Annotated in this window: 17 protein-coding genes; 11 read left to right on the forward strand and 6 right to left on the reverse strand. The window is 58.3% G+C overall.

Going from position 1 to position 20,905, the window contains the following annotated elements; translation table 11 throughout:
• The 4 genes from smc to KXD86_RS00980 all read left to right on the forward strand — a co-directional run bounded on the left by smc (position 1) and on the right by KXD86_RS00980 (position 9,731).
• A complete protein-coding gene (smc, locus tag KXD86_RS00965) occupies positions 1–3,501 on the forward strand; it encodes a chromosome segregation protein SMC (RefSeq protein ID WP_218634228.1) in 3,501 nt (1,166 codons plus the stop codon).
• Positions 3,502–3,630: 129 nt separating this feature from the next.
• Positions 3,631–4,713, forward strand: a complete 1,083-nt coding sequence (gene zipA / locus KXD86_RS00970) for a cell division protein ZipA (RefSeq protein ID WP_218634229.1) — start codon at positions 3,631–3,633, stop codon at positions 4,711–4,713.
• Positions 4,714–4,787: 74 nt separating this feature from the next.
• On the forward strand, positions 4,788–6,821 hold the full coding sequence (gene ligA, locus KXD86_RS00975; protein ID WP_218634230.1) for an NAD-dependent DNA ligase LigA: 2,034 nt from the start codon (positions 4,788–4,790) through the stop codon (positions 6,819–6,821).
• A gap of 192 nt (positions 6,822–7,013) precedes the next feature.
• The gene (locus tag KXD86_RS00980; RefSeq protein ID WP_218634231.1) at positions 7,014–9,731 is read left to right on the forward strand and encodes a hypothetical protein; all 2,718 of its coding nucleotides are present in this window, start codon (positions 7,014–7,016) and stop codon (positions 9,729–9,731) included.
• On the opposite strand, the gene KXD86_RS00985 is transcribed toward KXD86_RS00980, so the two are convergent.
• From KXD86_RS00985 to KXD86_RS00995, 3 genes are all read right to left on the reverse strand, one after another.
• A complete protein-coding gene (locus KXD86_RS00985) occupies positions 9,728–10,357 on the reverse strand; it encodes a CBS domain-containing protein (RefSeq protein WP_218634232.1) in 630 nt (209 codons plus the stop codon). The genes KXD86_RS00980 and KXD86_RS00985 overlap by 4 nt on opposite strands.
• Before the next feature lie 72 nt (positions 10,358–10,429).
• Positions 10,430–12,325 (reverse strand): bifunctional tRNA (5-methylaminomethyl-2-thiouridine)(34)-methyltransferase MnmC2/FAD-dependent 5-carboxymethylaminomethyl-2-thiouridine(34) oxidoreductase MnmC1, encoded by a 1,896-nt coding sequence (mnmC, locus tag KXD86_RS00990; RefSeq protein WP_218634233.1) that lies wholly within the window; start codon positions 12,323–12,325, stop codon positions 10,430–10,432.
• Positions 12,326–12,338: 13 nt separating this feature from the next.
• Entirely contained in the window at positions 12,339–12,947 is a 609-nt protein-coding gene (locus KXD86_RS00995) for a peptidylprolyl isomerase (protein WP_228739287.1), read from the reverse strand.
• A gap of 216 nt (positions 12,948–13,163) precedes the next feature.
• On the opposite strand from KXD86_RS00995, the gene KXD86_RS01000 reads away from it, so the two are divergent.
• On the forward strand, positions 13,164–13,904 hold the full coding sequence (locus KXD86_RS01000) for a cyclic di-GMP-binding domain-containing protein, MshE-related (protein ID WP_218634234.1): 741 nt from the start codon (positions 13,164–13,166) through the stop codon (positions 13,902–13,904).
• 41 nt (positions 13,905–13,945) lie between these two features.
• Here KXD86_RS01000 and KXD86_RS01005 read toward each other — a convergent pair whose 3' ends face one another.
• The 3 genes from KXD86_RS01005 to flgA all read right to left on the reverse strand — a co-directional run bounded on the left by KXD86_RS01005 (position 13,946) and on the right by flgA (position 15,644).
• Positions 13,946–14,416 (reverse strand): flagellar protein FlgN, encoded by a 471-nt coding sequence (locus KXD86_RS01005; RefSeq protein ID WP_218634235.1) that lies wholly within the window; start codon positions 14,414–14,416, stop codon positions 13,946–13,948.
• A gap of 7 nt (positions 14,417–14,423) precedes the next feature.
• Positions 14,424–14,750, reverse strand: coding sequence for a flagellar biosynthesis anti-sigma factor FlgM (gene flgM / locus KXD86_RS01010; RefSeq protein WP_218634236.1), 327 nt, complete (start codon positions 14,748–14,750; stop codon positions 14,424–14,426).
• 195 nt (positions 14,751–14,945) lie between these two features.
• The gene (gene flgA / locus KXD86_RS01015) at positions 14,946–15,644 is read right to left on the reverse strand and encodes a flagellar basal body P-ring formation chaperone FlgA (protein ID WP_218634237.1); all 699 of its coding nucleotides are present in this window, start codon (positions 15,642–15,644) and stop codon (positions 14,946–14,948) included.
• Positions 15,645–15,831: 187 nt separating this feature from the next.
• On the opposite strand from flgA, the gene KXD86_RS01020 reads away from it, so the two are divergent.
• The 6 genes from KXD86_RS01020 to KXD86_RS01045 all read left to right on the forward strand — a co-directional run bounded on the left by KXD86_RS01020 (position 15,832) and on the right by KXD86_RS01045 (position 20,826).
• Positions 15,832–16,761 (forward strand): chemotaxis protein CheV, encoded by a 930-nt coding sequence (locus KXD86_RS01020; RefSeq protein ID WP_218634238.1) that lies wholly within the window; start codon positions 15,832–15,834, stop codon positions 16,759–16,761.
• A 37-nt stretch (positions 16,762–16,798) separates the two neighbouring features.
• Complete coding sequence (locus KXD86_RS01025; RefSeq protein WP_218634239.1) at positions 16,799–17,626, forward strand: CheR family methyltransferase; 828 nt, start codon at positions 16,799–16,801, stop codon at positions 17,624–17,626.
• 4 nt (positions 17,627–17,630) lie between these two features.
• Positions 17,631–18,827 carry an MFS transporter gene (locus tag KXD86_RS01030; RefSeq protein ID WP_218634240.1) on the forward strand — a complete coding sequence of 399 codons (1,197 nt, stop codon included), beginning with the start codon at positions 17,631–17,633 and terminating at the stop codon, positions 18,825–18,827.
• A complete protein-coding gene (locus KXD86_RS01035; RefSeq protein ID WP_218634241.1) occupies positions 18,827–19,444 on the forward strand; it encodes a flavin reductase family protein in 618 nt (205 codons plus the stop codon). The genes KXD86_RS01030 and KXD86_RS01035 overlap by 1 nt, the downstream gene beginning before the upstream one ends.
• Positions 19,445–19,466: 22 nt before the next feature.
• Positions 19,467–20,390 carry a LysR family transcriptional regulator gene (locus KXD86_RS01040; RefSeq protein WP_218634242.1) on the forward strand — a complete coding sequence of 308 codons (924 nt, stop codon included), beginning with the start codon at positions 19,467–19,469 and terminating at the stop codon, positions 20,388–20,390.
• Positions 20,391–20,475: 85 nt separating this feature from the next.
• The gene (locus tag KXD86_RS01045) at positions 20,476–20,826 is read left to right on the forward strand and encodes a DUF7352 domain-containing protein (RefSeq protein WP_218634243.1); all 351 of its coding nucleotides are present in this window, start codon (positions 20,476–20,478) and stop codon (positions 20,824–20,826) included.
• Positions 20,827–20,905: the final 79 nt, after the last annotated feature.

Here is a 20,905-nt window from a genome sequence, read left to right on the forward strand (position 1 = left end):
ATGCGCCTGAAGTCCATCAAGCTGTCCGGTTTCAAGTCCTTCGTTGATCCAACAACGGTGCCGTTCCCATCCAACATGACCGCAGTCGTTGGCCCCAACGGTTGTGGCAAATCCAATATTATCGATGCCGTTCGCTGGGTGATGGGCGAGAGTTCCGCCAAATACCTGCGGGGCGAGTCCATGACCGACGTCATTTTCAACGGGTCCAGTGCCCGAAAGCCGGTTGGCCAGGCGTCGATTGAACTGGTCTTCGACAACAGCGACGGGTCGGCGCCGGGAGAATTTGTCCGTTTCAACGAAATCTCGGTGCGTCGGAGGGTTTCCCGGGAAGGGCAGTCGGAGTATTTCCTCAACGGTTCCAAGTGCCGTCGCCGGGATATCACGGATCTTTTCCTTGGAACCGGTCTCGGACCTCGCAGCTACGCCATCATTGAGCAGGGCATGATCTCCAGGCTGATCGAGGCAAAGCCTGAGGAACTTCGCATCTACATTGAAGAAGCTGCGGGTATTTCAAAGTACAAGGAGCGTCGCCGGGAGACCGAGAACCGGATCCGTCGTACCCAGGAAAATCTGGAACGTCTGACCGACCTGCGGGACGAACTGGGACGTCAGCTTCAACACCTTGAACGTCAGGCGGCCGCTGCGGAGAAATACAAGGCCTACAAGCACGAAGAACGTCAGAAGAAAGCCGAGCTGACGGTGCTGCGCTGGCAGTCACTGGATAACGATCTTCAGACGTGGCGGGCAAAAATCCGCGACACGGAACTGGAGTTGGAAAAGCTGCTGACCGAACGGGTGAATCTGGAAACCTCGCTGGAATCCCTGCGAGAGAACCATCTAGACCGGACCGAGCATTTCAACAAGGCCCAGGCCCGCTATTACGAAGCGGGTGCGGACATTGCCCGGATCGAGCAAAGCCTGGAGCACCAGCGCGAGCGCAGTCGTCAGACGGCGGCCGAACTCGACCAGGCCATGGCCAACCAGCGGGAACTTGCCCGGGAACTGGAGCAGGACGAAGACAAGCTTACTGGAATCCAGGAAGAGCTCGACATGATGGAGCCGGAGCAGGAAGCGCTGGCGCTTCGGTCTGAGGAGTCGGGTGAGAAACTGCAGATGGCGGAAGACGCCATGAGTGAATGGCAGCAGAAGTGGGAAGACTTCAGTAGCCGCTCGTCGGATGCGCGGCGGCAGGCTGAGCTCTCCCAGTCCCGGATTCGGTCGCTGGAAGAGGCCATTGAGCAGCTTCGAGGCCGTTATCGGAAGCTGGAGGATGAGCAGGCCCTACTGGATGGTCAGATGGACCGGGCTGAACTCGAGGAGTTGCAGGAACAAAAGGAAACGCTGGAGCTGCAGAGAGAGGAAGCTTCCGAGCGAATTGCGAGCATCCAGGAAGACCTGTACGAAGCGAGGCAGGACCAGCGCGAGGCGGAACAGGCCGCAGGTGAGGAGCGCCAGAGAGTTCAGAGCCTGAGGGCGGCTCTGGAATCGCAGCAGGCCCTGCTTGATGAGCAGCTCGGAGGGCAGGACGACGCGCTGCAGGGTTGGCTGTCTGAGCATGGGTTGACGGATGCGCCACGGGTCGCCAGCCAGCTACGAATTGATAACGGTTGGGAGTTCGCCGTCGAGCAGGTAATTGGCCGGTTCACCCACGGTCTCTCGTTGCCGGGAATCGATCACCTGGCGGCGGCCATGAGTTCGGCGCCGAAAGGTTTGGCGCTGGTCAGCGCCGGTTCGGCCGAGGCGAGTGCTTCTGAGCCTGACGGCCTGGCTGACAAGGTGTCGGGCGTTCCGGCTGTGTCTGCGTTAATGGCGGGCATCCGGACCGTCGAAACGTTGTCCGATGCCCTTGGTATGCGGTCTGGCCTGGCGGAGCGCGAGAGCGTTATAACGCCCGACGGCGTGTGGGTATCTCGTGACTGGGTTCTGATGCCGGATTCCGATGCGGGCCAGGTGGGTGTCATTGAACGCCAGAAGAAAGTCAGTGAGCTGGAGGCCCAGCTGGCCCAGGCCGAGGCATCGCTGGCGCAGGCCAGTGACCGGCTGGACGGCCTTCAGGAACGGGTTGAAAGGGCTGAGTCGGCACGGGATGAAGCCCAAGCGAAACTCAGTGATGCCGATCGGGAACTGAGCGGGTTGTCATCGAAAATCAGCGGGCTCCGGGCGCGGGCGGAGCAGATCGATGCGCGCCTGCAGAGAATCCGGGAAGACCTTTCGGACGTTTCCCTCAACCTGGAGAGCCAGGAGGAGAGTTTGCGGGAAGCCCGGGAAGAGTGGCAGCAGGCGCTGGCCTCCACCGAAGACAGCGACGAAGAGAAAGAGCGCCTCTTGGAACAGCGTGATGGTTTGCGGGAAAACCTGGATCGGCTCCGGCACGACGCCCGGCACGACCGGGATCACGCCCATCAGCTACAGCTGCAATTGCAGTCCCTGAACAGTCAACGGGACGGGCTCAAGCAGACGATTGAGCGCATGCAGTTGCAGAAAGAACGGATTGAGGAACGCCTGGAGATACTGCGGGAGTCCCGGGAAAGCGCGGAGGAACCGATTGAGGACCTCCAGATGCAACTGGAAGGCTTGCTGGACCGGCGTCTGGCCGAAGAGGAAAAGCTGGGCGCGGCCCGTGACGGGCTCGAAGAGATCGACCGGGAGGTCCGGGACAAGGAACAGGGTCGCAGCCGGATTGATCATCAGATTCAGGACGTGCGCTCGAAGCTTGAGAAACTCAAAATGGAGTCGCAGGCGCTGGAGATCCGCTCCGGCAACCACATTGAGCAGCTTCAGGAGCTGGATGTGAAGCTTCAGGAAGTCCTGGAGCATTTGCCAGAGGGCGCCAATGAGAAGGACTGGGCCGACGAACTGGAGAAAATTGGTAACCGGATTCAAAGGCTCGGCGCAATCAACCTTGCCGCGATCGAGGAGTACCAGGTTCAAAGTGAGCGGAAGACCTACCTGGACAGCCAGAATGACGACCTTATGGAGGCGCTGGAGACCCTGGACAATGCGATCCGCAAGATCGACCGGGAGACCCGTCAGCGTTTCAAGGAAACCTTCGACCAGGTTAACGGGGGGCTACAGGCCCTTTTCCCGAAAGTATTTGGAGGGGGTAACGCCTACCTGGAGCTGACCGGGGAGGACCTGCTGGAAACGGGCGTTGCCATCATGGCCCGCCCCCCTGGTAAGAAGAACAGTACAATCCACCTGCTTTCCGGTGGAGAGAAGGCGTTGACCGCCATTGCGCTGGTCTTTTCAATCTTCCAGTTGAATCCGGCACCGTTCTGTATGTTGGACGAGGTGGATGCTCCGCTGGATGACGCCAACGTTGGGCGCTACGCCAACATGGTCAAGGAAATGTCGAAACAGGTTCAATTCATCTACATCACCCACAACAAGATTGCTATGGAAATGGCCGATCAGCTTATGGGGGTGACCATGCACGAGCCGGGTTGTTCCCGTCTGGTGTCGGTGGATGTGGAAGAGGCGGCAGCGCTGGCGGAAGCCTGAGTGCCGGTGTTGGACATAAAAGCAGCAAGGATGACAATAACGCCATCTGGCCCGGCTGCGCGTTGTATTCATTACGGGCTTTTCTTAGAGTAACAGTGTTACCCGATCCGCAAACAGGACAGCAGGACTATGTCACTTAGGGAATGGTTAATCGCCATCGGTACCCTCGTTATCATTGGGATTGTCATTGACGGCATTCGCCGTGTGCGTCGTGCCCGCAAGGAATCGATGGCTATCTCTTCCGGAATGGGGGCGGATAAGCTTGAGGATTCGCCGCTAGACGACCATTACAACCCGGAGCTGCCCAACGGCGGAGCCAGGACCATCTCCCGTGACACCCTGGAAGAGCGTGGCTATGTGAAGCGTGAGAGGTCAGACCGTTTCGGCACTCCCAAACCCAAGCCGACACGCCCGGTCACCGCAACGAACAGCGCTCCAAAGCAGCCGGAAACACCAGTCGAGCAAGAACCACAGCCCGAGGAGCCTTCCTGGGAATCAGGCTTTTCCGCCCACGATGACTCGTATCCGGATCCGGAGCCGGACTCTGGCTGGACCGCGTCCGAAACCGATCTGGATGCCGATGACGGCATTGTTGGAGAACCTCGAACCGTTTCACGTCATAAGAATCCGGCACCCGCTGCGGTCCCCGAGGTTCATGACGAGCCGGTCGAGGCACCCGTGCCGCCTACCATCACCACAGAGGTTGAGGAAGATACCGCTCGTCGGGATCCGGTCGACCGAAAGACCGGGCAGCCGCTTGCCGGCGCCAACCGTCCGGAAGCCCGGGAAGTGGTGGTGATCAATGTGCTTGCCCGCAGTGGTGAGGATTTCAGCGGTGTCGCCCTGAAAAAGCTTTTTGAAGCCTGTGGCCTCGAGTATGGCGATATGGACATCTACCATCGGCATGAAGCGGCTGATACCACCAGTCCTGTCCAGTTCAGTGTTGCCAACGCGGTTGAGCCGGGAACATTCAAACCGGCCGACATGCCCCGTTTAACCACCCCGGGCATCAGCTTTTTCATGAGTCTGCCGGGCCCGACGAACGGGTTGCAGGCCTTTGAGTTCATGCTGGAGACCGCCCAATGCGTGGTCAGAAACCTTGGTGGGGAACTCAAAGATGAGCGTCGCAGTGTGATGACCCCGCAAACGATTGAACATTGCCGTCAACGCATCCGGGAATTTGACCGCAAGCAGCGGTCGCAACGGGTCTGACGCCAGATCGAAGTATTGAAGAACGGTGCCCGGATTGTTCCGGGCATTTTTTTGACAGGTGAGAGCGCAACCCCATGAGCAAAGCCACGCCCGAGATTGTTCAGCGTGTCGAAGAACTCCGGTCTTTGATTGAGGATCACAACTACCAGTATTACGTGCTGGATGATCCTCGAATACCGGACGCAGAATACGACCGGCTGTTTCGGGAACTTCAGAGCCTGGAAGCCGATTACCCGGAACTGGCCTCGGACGACTCGCCAACCCGGCGGGTCGGAAGCAGTGCCGAAACCAGTTTCGACGAGGTGGTTCACCGCATTCCGATGCTGTCCCTCGATAACGCGTTCAGTGAAGAGGAGTTGCGGGACTTCGACAGGCGAGTTCGAGAACGCCTGTCTACGGACGAAGATGTCGATTATGTCTGTGAACCGAAACTGGACGGGCTGGCGGTCAGTCTGCATTACGAGCACGGCGCTCTGCGCACGGCAGCTACTCGCGGTGACGGCTATGCAGGGGAGGACATTACCTCGAATATCCGGACCATTCCTTCCGTACCGCTCAAGCTCAGGGGGGAGGATATTCCCGAGCTGGTGGAGGTGCGCGGTGAGGTCTACATGCCCAAGGCCGGTTTTGAACAGCTGAATAAGCGGCTGGCTGAACGGGGCGAGAAAACCTTTGTGAATCCTCGAAATGCCGCTGCCGGTAGTCTGCGCCAGAAGAAATCCACGATCACGGCCAAGCGTCCACTGGAAATGTGTGCCTACAGTGTGGCCGTGACCGATGAGACACTGCTTCCGGACAATCACTGGGCGGGCCTTCAACAAGTGAAGAACTGGGGGTTTCGCATCAACCCGGAAATGCGCATGGCCACTGGCGTCGAGCAGTGCCTGGCCGCCTACCGGGAGTTGATGGATAAGCGGGACTCTCTGCCTTACGAAATCGACGGCATTGTCTTCAAGGTCAACAGTCTGGAGCAGCAGAATCGGCTGGGATTCGTGTCCCGGGCGCCCCGCTGGGCGATCGCCCACAAGTTTCCAGCCCAGGAAGAGCTGACGGTGATCGAGGATGTGGAGTTTCAGGTCGGTCGCACCGGGGCGGTCACGCCGGTGGCACGCCTGAAGCCGGTTTTCGTGGGTGGGGTCACCGTGAGCAACGCCACGCTCCACAATATGGATGAAATCCGCCGACTGGATGCCCGAATCGGCGATACCGTGTTCATCCGTCGTGCCGGGGATGTCATCCCCCAGGTGGTCAAGGTGGTCGTGGAGAAAAGACCGGCAGATGCCCGCGAAGTCGAGTTACCGAAACATTGTCCGGTCTGTCATTCCGATGTGATCCAGATAGACGGTGAAGCGGTCGCCCGGTGCTCCGGCGGCCTCTACTGCCCGGCGCAGCGAAAGGAGGCCATTCGGCATTATGCGTCGAGGAAAGCGCTGGACATCGAAGGTCTCGGCGACAAGTGGATCGATATTCTGGTGGGTCACGAGCTGGTGGAGACGGTCGCGGACCTGTATCGATTAAAAAAGCAGGATCTGATTGGTCTGGAGCGGATGGGTGACAAGTCCGCGAGTAACCTGATTGCTGCCATTGATGGAGCCCGCAAGCCAGTACTCTGGCGTTTTCTCTATGCGCTCGGCATAAGGGAGGTCGGTGAGGCGACGGCAAAATCCCTGGCTTCCCATTTTGGCAGTCTCGAGGCCATCGCCGACGCGGACGAAGGTGCACTGCAGCAAGTGGCTGATGTCGGGCCCATTGTCGCTGGCCACATTCGCAGCTTCTTCGATCAGCCTCATAACCAGGAAACGCTGGCCGCGCTGAAGGACGCGGGGGTGGAATGGCAGCAGGAAGCAATAACGGAAGGGGAAAAACCGCTCCAGGGGCAGACCTGGGTGCTGACCGGAACCCTGTCAGAGATGACCCGGGACGAGGCCAGGGAAAAGCTGGAGCGTCTCGGTGCCAAGGTGGCTGGCAGCGTGTCCAAAAAAACCGCCTGCGTCGTTGCTGGTGAGGCGGCGGGGTCCAAGCTTGCAAAGGCCGAACAGCTTGGGATTCCGGTTCTGGATGAACAGGGATTGCAGGCCCTTCTGAAGGAACACGGCACCGGCTCCTGAACGGGGCCGCTTACGTTTATTTAAGGGCCGCTCGGGAAGGGGACCCCCGTTGGCCGATGAATCTGAGAACTCGCGCAGATCGCAGTTACCGCAAATTGGCTACCATGGCGTTGTTCTGTAACGGTGTGTAATCCGGCTTTTGTATGAAAGCCCAGACACTGCCATAACAACAACGTTTGAACGGATTTCTTCATGCGCGCCGATTTCATCTCAGGCATTGTTTCCGCCATCCGCTTTACCGGTTTGATCCTGCTTGCCCTGGGGCTGGCCGCGTGTAAAACCGAAAAAGCCGCTGACCAGCCCACGATTCTCGGCATTCCACCCTCCACCGCGTACCTCGGGGTGGAGTACTACTACAATTTTGGCGCCTATGGCGGCGAGACGATTCTCGACTACTCCCTGACCAATGCACCGTCCTGGCTTGCTCTGGAAGACACCAGCAACAAGGCCCGTCAGGGCGTCATCATGCGGGGGGTCCCGGGACTGACCGGTGGTAATCGCGGCGAACTGGATCTTGGCAAAGAGCAGGACATCAACCTGGTCACTACGGATGGCCAGATGTCGGGGGTACAGCCCTTTGATATTGAGGTGAAGTACAACCCCTTATCCCTGGAAGTAGAGACGTTTACCGAAGGCGAAAGCCCTGAAATCGCAGAGACTGCCCGCGAAAGCTGTGATCAGCCTGATCTGGAGCCTGCCGGCGAGCATCGCTTTACCATCAACCAGTACGATGAAGATGGAAACGTCACCGGCACCACTGAGGTAACCCGCCCAACCCGGCCCGTGGTGGCCAAGATCATTCTTAAACGCCCGTCGGTAACCCGCGTTGGTGTCGCTTTTGAACTGAGCTCCGAGTACGACCCAAGCCGCTGTGATTCTGGATTCGATGACCCCCATCAGCGTTGTGATTACAGTGAGGCAAACGTCGGGGATGCCAATGTTGGACAGGATATTGTCGCTCTGGGCAGCAATAGCGCGGCCAAACTCGAGGGGCTTGAGTACCTGACGTACCGGGAAGACGGTCTGGGTGGGCTCGTCACATTGGAACCTGGCGTGACAGAGTGCTATATCCGGCTGGAAGTGATCGATGACACCTTTCCTGAGCCCTCGGAAGTGGCGCGTCTGACCCTTACGGAAGTTCGCAACGGGCTTGCTGGCCTGGGTGAGAACAACGAAGGCACAGAAATAAACCTGATAATCGATGATGACGAACCCGTGCTGACGCTGAAAACAATAGCTGGCGGCACCCGCGACGCTCTTAACATCAATGGTGTTCGCGAATACGTCGGTACCCTCTCCGGTGACCGTGACGGGACCTTCCGCGCCCGCCTGAAACATTCGGAGGACGCGACAGCCAGACTGGGTTCTGAGTTCGTGATTGAACAGGAACAGTCAGAGAATGTCTGGGTTGAAAACGATGAGCTGGTCTTCCCGGAGGCCGTAGATGAACGTCGTTTTCGCATTCGTGTTTTGACGGACACATACTCCAATCCGGGGCTGAATGACCGTTTCATCCTCCTCGGCCTGGATGAGGCGTATCAGGCAGGCCGTGAAAATTATGCTCGAGCAGCGGATGGCAGCGTACTCAGGGTCAGTCTCAACGAACTGACGTCGGCGCTTGTGTTGAATGGCTCGGACGGCTTTGTCGCGACGGACTTCGACATTGCCCATTCCGGCCGAATCTTCATCGCGGGGTACGACAGCGCCGACAACGATCGGGTACGGGTAAGAATCTTCGACCAGAAGGGCAATCTGTTGCAGGATATTGCCGTGTCGGACGTAGGTGAGGTGAATAATTCGCCCCAGCCCGTGATCGGTACTGTGGTTCGAAAAGTATCCGAAGGAGCAGCCAAAGTGGATCGTTTCGAATTCGCTGTGGCCTATAGCACGGATGCCACGGGTACCGATGCCAACGGTGGGCTGGACGTGATGGTTTCGCGCTACTGGTTTGATTCGGCCACCGCCGGAGGCTCGTACGTCAACAACTGGACCATCAGAACCGGCACCAGTGGCGATGATGTCGTTCGCTCAATTGGCATCAATGCCGAAAGCGGGTATGTCTCCGTCGCCGGTGAAACCGACGGCACATGGCCTGACCAGAACCGGGCAGGAGCCGTGGACAGTTTCCTTCAGCGAATTGACACCGAGCTTGACGGCGACACCGAAGTTGGTGCGCTGGCCTGGACGCGACAGATCGGATCCTCCGCCGATGACTCCGTCGCCGGTGGAAGCTCCGTGTCCATCGCCCCGCTGCTATTTGGTTCCGCCGCTGGATCCGTTAATGGTGAATCGGTCATTGGTGGTGTCGATGCGTTCTTCTACAGCGCTTCCGGTTCCGCAAGTACGATAGCCGTAAAGCAGGTTGGAACAGAAGCCGACGAGCCCGTATCTGGCGGTCTTTACGACAATAACCTGCTCTGGTTGGTGGGAACCGGAACCGGGGATTACTCGGTGGAGGAGAACGAGGAGGGGGTTAACACGCTTGCCAGGAGTGCCCTGAACAGTGGATCAGGGTTCGTGTTTGCATACTCGTCTGGCGGGGTGCTGAATCGTGCGTTTTCTGTCAACGATGACGATGACGTGTCTCAGGAGCGATTCGGGGCCATTTCCTTATTCGACGGCGACGTTGTTGTGGGCGGTGCCACCAATGGTGCGTTCGAGGCAGGCGTTACGCCCGTAACCGGAGACCAGGCCATCCTGGCACGGGTTTCACTGACTGAGGCGTCAGATGGCGCTGAGGACACGCCGTTCCGTAACGAGTGGCATTACCAACTGCTGGAAGCAGACTCGGAGATCCTGGCACTGGGCAATTACCGGGATGACGAAATCGCTGCCTTGGCGAGGCGCGGTGGCGATCAGTTATTGCTGGTATTCAGTCCGGAAGGACGGCTGCTGTCCGAGTTGAATTAGACACTGCCTTCGTGGCGACCGGTACTGGCGTAGAGTCGAAGGTAATCGGTGCTGGTGACAATCCCGCAGGGCTTGCCACTGGCATCCACGACGAGCGCCGCGCTGAGCTGGTGAGCAAGCATCAGCCGAGCCAGCTGGTGAGCGTCGGTTTCGGGCGATGCCGTCAGAAATGCCGGTAACTCCACATAGACCATACTCTGGTTCAATCCATCCGCCGGATTTGAGTGCAGCCAGCCCAGTAGCCACCGCAAATCCACCAGGCCCGCTATGTTGTCTTCAGCGGTGATCACCAGATGATGCACGCCATGTTCATCCATGCTGGTCAGGGCATCTGATATGGTTGAGGCCGCTGGCAAAGAGTACAGGGCGGGCGAGCAGATGGCGGACACCGGAAGGTAGGTTCTCTGCGCTTTCGGCTCACCGGCGGCTGCGCCGTATTCCTCCAGAGCTCGATGACGGCCGGAATTGGCGGCCTGTTGGAACTCCGCATCCGTTACTTCGCTGTGGCTCGGGCTGATAGGAGGGCTGTCCTTCAGCTCAGTGACGTCGCCCACCCGGCGGCTCCTGAACGCCTCCGGTAATCGGGTCCCCACCGGGCGCCCGGGTTCACTGACGAAGATTGACATGGCTTGATTCCCCACAATGAAGATAGGTATTACTGTGTTATCGGCCAGCTTCCGAATTTCTTCAATGAACTGTCAACTTGATTCGCCCCCTTGGGCGCGGTGAATGCGGCGGCTTTCCAGCCGGCGCTTGAGCTGCGCGGAGAGGCATTGGGGTTGATCGGAAAGCCGGTCTGCGAGGTATTCGGCCAGCAATGGCGCATAGCTCAGACCTTTGCTCCCCAGACCGGTAAACAGGTACATCCCAGCCACACTGTTGCCCTCACCATCGCATAACTGATCAGCGACAGGCTGATAATCGTGCGTGGTACATCGGAATCCGACCCTTCCCTGAGTTGCCCCGGTTGGAGCGGAGGCACCGGGCTGGCGGGTCAGGATGTCCGGCAGCATGGTCTGCAGTTCTGACAGGTTCTGCTCGTTGCTCGCCTGTGTGGGTTCGGGATTATCGTCCCTGAGATCAAAGGTTGCGCCAGTGACGGCAACCCCCTCATGGACAGGATTCAGGTACCGTGGGCCGCAGATGACAGCCTTCGGGGCCTGTACGCTGCTTTCCTCCAGATGACTGACCTGACCCCGGATGCTTTTGAAACGAAAGCTGCCCGGAAACGGAAGCAGGTCCGGGGACAGGTGGCCCGCACACACCACAACCCGCTCCGCGACAATGTCGGTGCCGGTGGATGAGGAGAGATGCCATTTCCCTGCGGAGAAGTCCAGTTTAGTTACATTGACGTTGAACGCCGTTTGGATGCCGGGATGCTGAATCAGTTGTGTGCACAGCTTTGAGGGCTCAAGCCAGCCGCTCCCGGGAAACCAGAGTCCCCCGGTCTGCGTCGGTACGCCCGTCAACTGGCTGGCGCGCTCCCGATCCACGGGGTAGAGAATCTCCGTCGGGTATTTGTTCCGTGCCAGAAACCGTTGTTGGCGATCCTGTTCCTGTTCGTTCCATGCAAGCTGAAGCAGGCCTGTTGGATGCCAGCAAGACTCCCGGTAGGGCCCGTAACACCGCTGGCTGAACATCAGCGCTGACAGTGCCAGTTCGGTCTGGTCGTTGAATTCCACACCCAGCTTGACGTATGTGGCTCCCTGCCGGTTGCCGGAGGCGCCCGAACCTGCCCCGGGGGACGAGTCCACGAGCGTCACGTTTACACCGCGCTCGGCCAGGTTGCGCGCCAGCAAGCAGCCAGCGATGCCTGCACCAATGATGGCAACTGAGCCCAATGTTGCGGGCTCTTCAGCGTCCTCACCGGTCGGTAGTCTGCCCACCAGCATGTCTCGTTTTCGGCCATATCCCCGGACTTTTTCCATTTGAAATCCGGTTGATGCCAAGGCCCTCCGAATCCTGCCAACGGATGTAAACGTTGCCAGCGTCGTTCCCGGTTTGCTGTGGGCCCGGATGTCGGTCATGGCCTGATCAAGCCACATTTCCGGATTGGTCGAGGGCGCAAAACCATCGAGGAACCAGGCGTCCGCCCGAAAATCGAGCGCCTGCCAGGCATCAAGGATGTCCCCAAAATACAACGTCAGTCGCACCCGTCCGCTGTCGAACAACAAGCGGTGTACGCCCCTGGTCAGAGGAGGGTAATGTTCGACAAGTTGCGAGGCGAGGGGAGAGAGCTCCGGCCAAGACTCAAGGGCTGTGCAGAGATCGTCCCGCGTCAGCGGAAAGCGCTCCACGGAAATGAAATGCAGTGTGGCGGGATGGTCCGGTTCTGTCTCCCGCCAGGCGTGCCAGGCCGCAAGAAAATTGAGGCCAGTCCCGAAACCGGATTCTGCAATGACAAAGCATCCGCCCTCGGGCACGGTGTTGAATCGGTCCGGCAATCCATTGTGTGCCAGAAAAACGTAACGGGTTTCTTCCAGCCCGTTATCGCGGCTGAAATAGACATCACCGAATGTCGCCGATTCCGGGACACCGTCCCGCCAAATCAGCTCTGCTGGCTCTATAGCCGGGGGGAGAAGATCGGAAGTCATGACCTTGCCGGGATTACTCCAGGATTGAGATGCTTTCGATGACCACAGGCTCGGCCGGTACGTCCGCCATGCCTTTTGAGTAACCGGTTTCGACGCCACCGATTGCATCAACGACCCCCATGCCTTCGGTTACCTTGCCGAATACGGCGTAACCGGCACCCCGCACCCCGGCGTCCAAAAAGCCATTATCGACCAGGTTGATGAAAAACTGGGACGTCGCGCTATCGGGTGCGCTGGTCCGGGCCATGGCAATGGTACCCCGGAGGTTCTTGAGGGTTGGGCTGGCCTCATTCGCAATGGGGTCGCGAGTGGGTTTCCGGGTAAGGTCAGCGGTAAACCCCCCGCCCTGGATCATGAAGCCGGGAATGACGCGATGAAAGACCGTGTTGTCGTAGAAGCCGGTTCGGGCATATTCCAGAAAGTTCTCTACCGTTTCTGGCGCGACGTCCGGGCGCAATTGCAGAGTGAGCGGACCTTTGTTGGTGACGATCTTCACTTTGGGGAGCGGTTCGACGTTGTCCTGCGTGGCGCTTTGGGCAAGGGTCTGAAGTGGAAACAGCGCAACGACAGACAGAATCAGGGCAGGGATCACAGATCGGGACGGTTTTACGGAATTTGGCATTGTTACGGTGCTCTCGTGGTTAGCTGCAGAGATGTTTCCTGCAATAATTCAAGGTATCTGCTTTCTGGAGCACGATCTTAGCAGAATGCAGCGTTATTTCGGCGATTGCATGGGCGCGGTCAATGGCAAATAGACTACGCTCAGTGGGTGTCGGTTATAACAACAATCCATACCGGGCCGAGTTGTACGGTTTTCACTATGGAAAAGGAGAATCGAGTGAGAATCCGTCAGGGATTTGAAGAGAAATCGCGGCTTGGTCGGCTACTGATCAACCGTGGGTATTTGTCCGAAGCCCAGCTTGAGGATGGGCTACGTTTGCAGCGGGAAACCGGTCAAAGACTGGGGGAAGTGTTCATCCAGTCTGGCTGGATCACCGAGCGGGAGCTGCATCGGGTTCTCAAGCACCAGTCACGCTACCGCAATGCAGCGGCCCTGGTGACCGTGGTCACCCTGCCACTTCAGCCTTTGGTCAGTTTCGCGGCAAGCGGTAATGCCAGCGCCGCACAGAGCGCTGACGAGGCCGGAGAGCTATACGAACGCGGTACCCTGATGCCCATGCCAGACTCGGAGCTGGACCTTGTCATGGGTCAGGGGGATCCGACGTTGCTGGATCGGATCAAAACAGTTTCCAGGATGGCGGATGCCGCGTCAGAGGAGGGCGGTGGCATTTCTGTCGATGTTATTGAGGGATTGAAGCTCACTGCCAACACCTTTGTTCCCGTGCTGAACTTTCTGGATTCTGACCTGACCATCTCGGGCGTCCATTACCGGGACGGAGAGCAGCGCTATGTCGTCCGGGCGGATGGGGCACTGACAATGGCCTTTCCGGAGCGAATCGAAGAGATACGGATGGATAATATCCGGGTCAGTGGCAGCCGGGGGCCATCGATGGGTAACGTCAGCATCCACGACATCCGCTTTCACGCCGATTCGCAGATGACGATCTACACCCGATAAAAAAACGCCCGGAGATCCGGGCGTTTTTTTCATGGCGCCTATCAGGCGCTGGCAAGGATGGTTCGGCTTGACACCGTTGTATGCTCGCCTTTCTGGCCGTAAAGCTTCTGCTGGCCGGTCGCGCCCCGGAAGATATCGGTCAGGCGTGAAAGGCGTTTCTGCAAGTGGGCCACGACCCGCCCATTGTGCTGATTCAGGGACTGGCACTCGCGCATTTGAGTATCTGCCTGCTTCCAGAGGTCGTACAGCTCCGTGAGTCCGGCGCTGCGTATGAATCCGGAGGGTTCTCCACTGTCTGGCTTGTAGCCCATGGCGACCAGGCAATGAATTTTCTGCCGGGCACGTCCCCGAACCTGTTCCAGAAGCTGGTTTTTCTCTGATGTCAGGCCCTGCAATGCCCGCACATCTGAGGCAGAGAGACAGTCTTTCTCTTTCTTTAAAAGTTCTGCCAATACCCGCAGTTGATCAACATCCTGCGACAGCAGGTCTTTCAGATCATCGATTGTGGCCATGATTCATTCACCCGAAAATGCTTTCATCCATCTCAAGCATTTTCTGGGCCAGCTTCTCAGCATCGATCTTATAGGTTCCGTTTTCCAGCGCTGAACGGATTTCTGCAATCCGGTCATCATCCATCTCGGGATAATCACCCAGCTTCTGCTCAAGCTGCTTCAGGTCTTTGGCCTGGCTGCTGAGACTGACATTGTCGCCACGAGCCCCCTGGGCCTGAGCTTTTGCCGGATCACTGGGGGCCGGCTGTGTGTTCTGGCTGCCGGTGGACTTGTCGGCCGTGGTCCTCTGGGTGTTGACCTGGCCTGGGCCAATTCCATTAAAGTCAACTGACATATCGTTACCTGCTTACCTTGTGGTGTCACGCTGGAGCATGACGTACTCGAGTGTGTATCTATGTAACGGCCTCGCCGAACAGATCTTTAACGAAATTTTTCAGAATTTTATTACGTCTCGTTCATTTTGCGTGCGGCGGTCGGAAGCCGGGTGGCAGCCGTTTGCCGCCTGGCAGATCTTTGCCGTTTCAGGCCATTACATCGGAATTTCGACCCGCCCGGGGGCAACAACATTGGCCCGGATGGTGCGTGCGGTTCTCAGGTTCTCCACCATCACCTGTTCGCCGATGGAGGCGTTGGCGAGGGCTTTGCCCCGGGACGTCACCGAGAACCCACCACTTCTGGCGGTAATCATAACATGGTCGCCGCGCTCGACGGCATCCGGGGCGTCAAGCAAATCGGGCGTCAGTACCGATCCGCTGTTGACGGGACGGCGCACTTCCATGCCGGTTACGTCATCGGCATTACGCATCACGCCGCGACGACTGGCATTAACCACCACCTGCTGTGTCGTGACCATGTCGGCTGTCAATCGTTCGCCTCGCGCGAGGGGGCGGGCTGCGATCAAGGCCGGCCCGTGGATGGAGACGGAGGCGGTGACAAACATCCGCCAGGGTTTGTTGCCATCACAGGCGACCTGAAGGGAGGGGTGCGTACTCTTCCAGGGGTCGCCAGTGAACTTGACGCTGAGGGGCGTATCGCAACGAGCCAACGACAGCCGGTCGTCCACTGTTCCGGCTTCGAAGGTGACCTCATAGCCTTCCTCTGCCTGCTGCTCGGAGAATTCCTCAAGGAAACGGCTCGCGGCCTGTTCGATGTCGTTTGCGGTGGTCTTGGCGTTGGCCCCGCACATGCCGGCCAGGAGCAGGAGGAGGGCGAAAATGGTGATGCGCATATGTGTCACTTTGTCCTATGCTGTCATGAACCGTCCATAACGCCCGGCCTTGACTAAGGATTCGGGGCGGGCAGCCGTTAAACAGACTGATGACGGAAGTAACGACAGAAATTTGTCGTCTTCTTCGTGTAAAAGTAGATCAGCAAAATACATGCCGGTAGTCGTCCGGTGAGACGGGAGAAAGAGGATGGCAGGGGTACTGGATAGTGTGAACCAGCGCACGCAGCTGGTGGGGCAGAACCGCCTTGAGCTGCTGCTGTTCCGTCTGCGGGGGCGGCAGGTCTACGGTATCAACGTGTTCAAAGTGAAGGAAGTGCTTCAGTGCCCGAAGCTGTCTTCCATTCCCAACAGTCGCACGGTTGTTCGGGGCGTTGCCCACATCCGGGGTGAAACCATTCCGATCATCGATTTGAGTATGGCGATTGGTCTTCCGGGGATCCCCCAGGAAAGCCTGCCAACGAGTTTCGTCATCATTACCGAGTACAACCGCAAAACTCAGGGCTTTTTGGTCACCGGGGTTGACCGGATCATGAACATGAACTGGGAAGACATCCTTCCGCCGCCCAAGGGTGCGGGTAAGGACGTTTACCTGACGGCAGTGACCAAAATTGAAGATAAACTTGTAGAAATCATTGATGTAGAGAAGATTCTTGCAGAAGTTTCTCCGCTGAGGGAAGATGTCACAGAGACTGTGCTCAGCAAGAGCTCGGAGCGCGCCCCCGGCCTTCTCCCGATCCTTGTGGTGGATGATTCGGCCGTTGCGCGCCGCCAGATCGAACGCTGTCTGACGGCAATCGGGATGACCGTTGTCACTCGAAACGATGGCAAGCAGGCCCTTGAGTATCTCAAGAAGGTTACGGAAGATGGCTCAAGCGGACGGGATCACCTGGCGCTGGTGATTTCAGATGTTGAAATGCCGGAAATGGACGGGTACACGCTGGTGTCCCGATGCAAGAGCGATCCCGCACTCCGGGATCTGTTCATTATGCTTCATACATCGTTGAGCGGTGTGTTCAACAGGGCGATGGTTGAGAAGGTTGGTGCAGACGACTTCCTGGCCAAGTTCAGTCCGGATGAGTTGGCTGAACGGGTCATGGAGGTCATCGATCAGGCCTGATGTCACCGCAGAGCGAATCACGCAGAACAGAGATCCAATGAAAGCGGAAATAACGCCACAGGAATACGAAGCCTTCAAGACATTCCTGCAGGATGCCTGTGGTATTTTGCTGGGTGAGAATAAACAGTACCTGGTGAAGAGCCGCCTTCGCCGAATTCTGGAAGAGAACGAGCTCGATTCCCTGGGTAAACTCCTAGAGCGTTTGAGGCGCCCGGGCAGGGCGAACCTTCGTGAGACTGTCATCGACGCGATGACAACCAACGAGACTCTGTGGTTCCGGGATAACCACCCCTTCCGGATTCTTCAGGAAAAGCTGCTCCCGGAGTTCGCCGAACGAAAAACCACCCAGCCTCTGCGTGTCTGGTCCGCGGCTTGTTCCACCGGCCAGGAACCCTATTCGGTGGGCATGGTCGTGGAGGAGTTTCGGCGCCAGCGGCCCGGCCGGCTTCGCGATGTGAAGATCACGGCCACCGACATTTCCAAGAGTGTGCTGGAGGTTGCGCGCCGCGGTGAGTACGAGATGATCGCCATTGGCCGGGGACTGTCACCGGAACGCCAACGCCAGTTTTTCACGCCGTCATTGAATGGCGGCTGGCAGATCAAGCCCCAGCTGAGAAGTATGGTGGAGTTCAAGGAGTTAAACCTTCTGGAGCGCTACATGCTTGGCAAGTTTGACATTGTCCTGTGCCGGAACGTATTGATCTACTTTTCGGCCGACCTCAAGAAGGACATCCTGACCCGGATTCACGCCGCCCTGAATCCCGGCGGCTATCTGATTCTCGGCGCGTCCGAATCGCTTAATGGTCTGCCCGACCTGTACGAAATGGTGCAGTGCCACCCGGGCATCATCTACCGGAAAAAATAGCCCTATGCCCCTTAATGTATGGGTTCTGGTTGCGGCCCAGGCGCTGGCCATGTGTACGGCGCCGTTTATTGTATTCATCGGCAGCATTCAGGGGCGGCTGCTCGCGCCGGCTCCCGAATTCGCGACCCTCCCGGTTGGATTGGTTGTGGTGGGAACCGTGCTTGCCATCAAGCCCGCGACCTGGCTGATGGAAAAGGTCGGGCGGAAGCAAGTGATGCTGCTGGGTGCTTTCATGGGCATCCTCGCCGCTGCTCTGGGCGCCGTGTCCAGCTGGCAGGCAAATTTTTCACTCCTCTGCGTCGCGTCTGTCGTTGGTGGTACCGGGCTTGCGGTGGTCCATCAGTACCGGTTTGCTGCGATGGAGTCGGTGCCGGCCGGCATGGCCGGGTCTGCCGCTGCCCGGGTTTTGCTCGGCGGTCTGGTGGCAGCGTGGTTGGGCCCGGAAATCGCGGCCATTGGTAGCGGGACCGAGGAAGCCTATCCGTTCCTGACCAGTTGGGTGGCGCTCGGGGTGGTCCAGGGCTCCGCTTTCCTCATTCTCGGCGCCGGTTACCGGGCGGGAGGGGAACTCGTCCGGGAAACGCCCGCCGGCGGCGGGCGGCCGTTGTCCGAGATTCTCCGCAATCCCCTGGTATGGGCGGCGATCAGCGCCGCCGCGGTGGGCTATGCGGTCATGAGCTTCATCATGACGGCGACGCCGTTGAGTATGACCGAAGTTGCCGGCCACGATCTTGATGACGCCAAACGGGTAATCCAGTTGCATATCATGGCCATGTACCTGCCTTCGCTGATCAGTGGCTGGCTGACCCGGCGGGTCGGAATTCCGCTACTGATGGCAACGGGACTGATTGCGTATCTGGGGTGTGTTGTCCTCGCAGCCAGCGGCATCACCTTTCACCATTACCTTGGCGCGCTGCTCTTGCTTGGGATCGGCTGGAACTTCCTCTTCGTTGGTGGCACGTCTCTGCTTCCGGAGGGCTATCACGATGCCGAGCGTTTCCGGGTGCAGGGCCTCAACGATATGATGGTGTTTGGTTCCCAGGCGACTGCCGCTCTCACGGCCGGCGCCGTACTGAGCTGGATGGGGTGGGGCGGACTGGTACTGGTGGCGGTACCGTTCCTGGTGCTTCACGGAATACTGATGGCCGTCTGGTTGTTCCGAACCCCTTCACAGGTTCAGGACGCTCACAGGAGAGACTGATGTTTATCGACTTTGACGGAATGAACGCCGCGGATATCTACCACACGCTGACCCAAACCGTAATCCCCAGACCGGTAGCCTGGGTTCTCAGTGAAAATCCGGACGGTGATTACAACCTTGCGCCGTTTTCGTTTTTCACGCCGATCACCAGCAATCCTCCGCTGCTGATGTTCTCGGTAGGGCGAAAACCAACCGACAACGCGTTCAAGGACACCCGGGTCAACATTGAGCAGCGAAAGGATTTCGTGGTCCACATTGCTCACCGGGAGCTGGCCTCAGCAATGACCGAAACCTCGCGCACCCTGCCGCATGGAGAGTCTGAGCTGGCCACGCTCGGGCTGGAGCTTGTGCCGTTCGAGGGGTCGAGATTGCCCCGTTTGAAGGATTGTCACGTTGCGCTGGCCTGTGAGTTGTATGACATCAAGGAGATTGGCGCTGCGCCCCAGAGCCTGGTCTTCGGGCTTGTGAAGGGGGCCTATGTTTCGGATCAGGCCGTCGATTACGATGACCAGAATCGGCTCAGAATAGATGGTGCCGCCATTGATCCGATCGGCCGCCTGGGCGGCAGTGAATACGTGACCTTCGGTGATATCGTCAAGGTGCCGCGTCCTTCCTGACAACAATGCGATGGTGGCTTCTGTGGATCAACTCAATCTCAGGCACCTTTACTATTTCTGGATGATCAGCCGGGAAGGCTCCATTGCCCGGGCCAGCGAGGTACTGGAGCTGGCGCCCCAGACCCTGAGCGGGCAATTGGCGACGTTCGAATCGTCCGTTGGTGGACTCTTGTTTCAGCGGGAGCGTCGCAAGCTGATCCTGACAGACCTCGGACGCACGGTCCTCGGGTATGCCGAGGAGATCTTTGCGCTCGCCGGGGAGCTCAATGAAACCCTCCGCCTTGCCCCGTCGGATCGCCCTCTGACCCTGTCCGCCGGTGTCTCGGCCTCCATTCACAAGCTGATCGCCTACTACCTCCTGCAACCGGCGATGGTTCTGCCAAGACCGGTGCAATTGAACTGCCAGACCGGCGGCCCTGAAGATTTGCTCTTAAGGTTGAAGCGCAAAGAACTGGATGTCGTTCTGATTGACCGTATGCCGAGTGTGGATGAGCGTGGAGGTTTCGCCGTGCACGCGCTGGCCGGCTCCACCATCAGCCTGTTTGCTTCTCCGGTCCTGGCAAGGCGACTGCGAAAGGGCTTTCCAGCCTCCCTGAATGGTGAGCCGCTGTTGGCGAATGCCACTGATGCTCCGTATTTCGAAAAACTCATGAACTGGTTTTCGCTCCAGGGGGTTCGAATGAATCTCGTGGCCAGAATTGACGACAGCGCGCTGATCAAGGTTTTTGGCCGCCAGGGGCTTGGCGTATTCGCTGCGCCAACGGCCATCAGCAAAGAAGTTTGTCGGCAGTATGAGGTCGAACAGATCGCTTCTATTGCGGAAGTGAAAGATGAACTCTTTGCGATCACTCGTGGAAAGAATCCGGCCCACGAGGGCGTGCGAGCGATCTGTCAGGGCGACGTGAGTTTTCAGCCGATCCAGAAAACCTCGAAAAAATCGAACTAATGCGCTTAGAAAAGCCTATTTAGTCGACCTCAGAATCTGTCCATGATGAAACTGTGTTGGGCACGATGACAGAGGAGCACTAGCCATGAAGACTATCCATAAATTTCGACTGGAGGCGGGTAAAGAGCCGACGACACTCCTGCTTCGCGAAGGGTTCCGGGTGGTTCGCTGTGAGTACCTGGTTCCCGATAAATCGGTGTACCTGTGGGTTGAGCAGCCGCTGAGTGTTGGGGCCCGCACTCTTGAGAGGCAATTCCGGGTGGCGTATTCGGGTGAGCCGGTTCCTGATAATTATGAATATCTCGGAACAGCGCTCGATCCGTTCGGCCCCGAAGCCTACCACGTGTTCGCACTCCCGACCGCAGAACGCGAACTCGGGATGAGCGGAGCCGGTGTCATCTCCGGCTCGGACTGGCGTCAAACAGCATTATCCTGACGATCTGATGGGCCCTGCCGGGGCCCTTTTTTTTGCCCTCTTTTCCTGGAGCCTGCGTACATTGGTAGTCAGTGTTCAG

It is taken from the genome of Marinobacter arenosus, assembly GCF_019264345.1.
Lineage (GTDB): Bacteria > Pseudomonadota > Gammaproteobacteria > Pseudomonadales > Oleiphilaceae > Marinobacter > Marinobacter arenosus.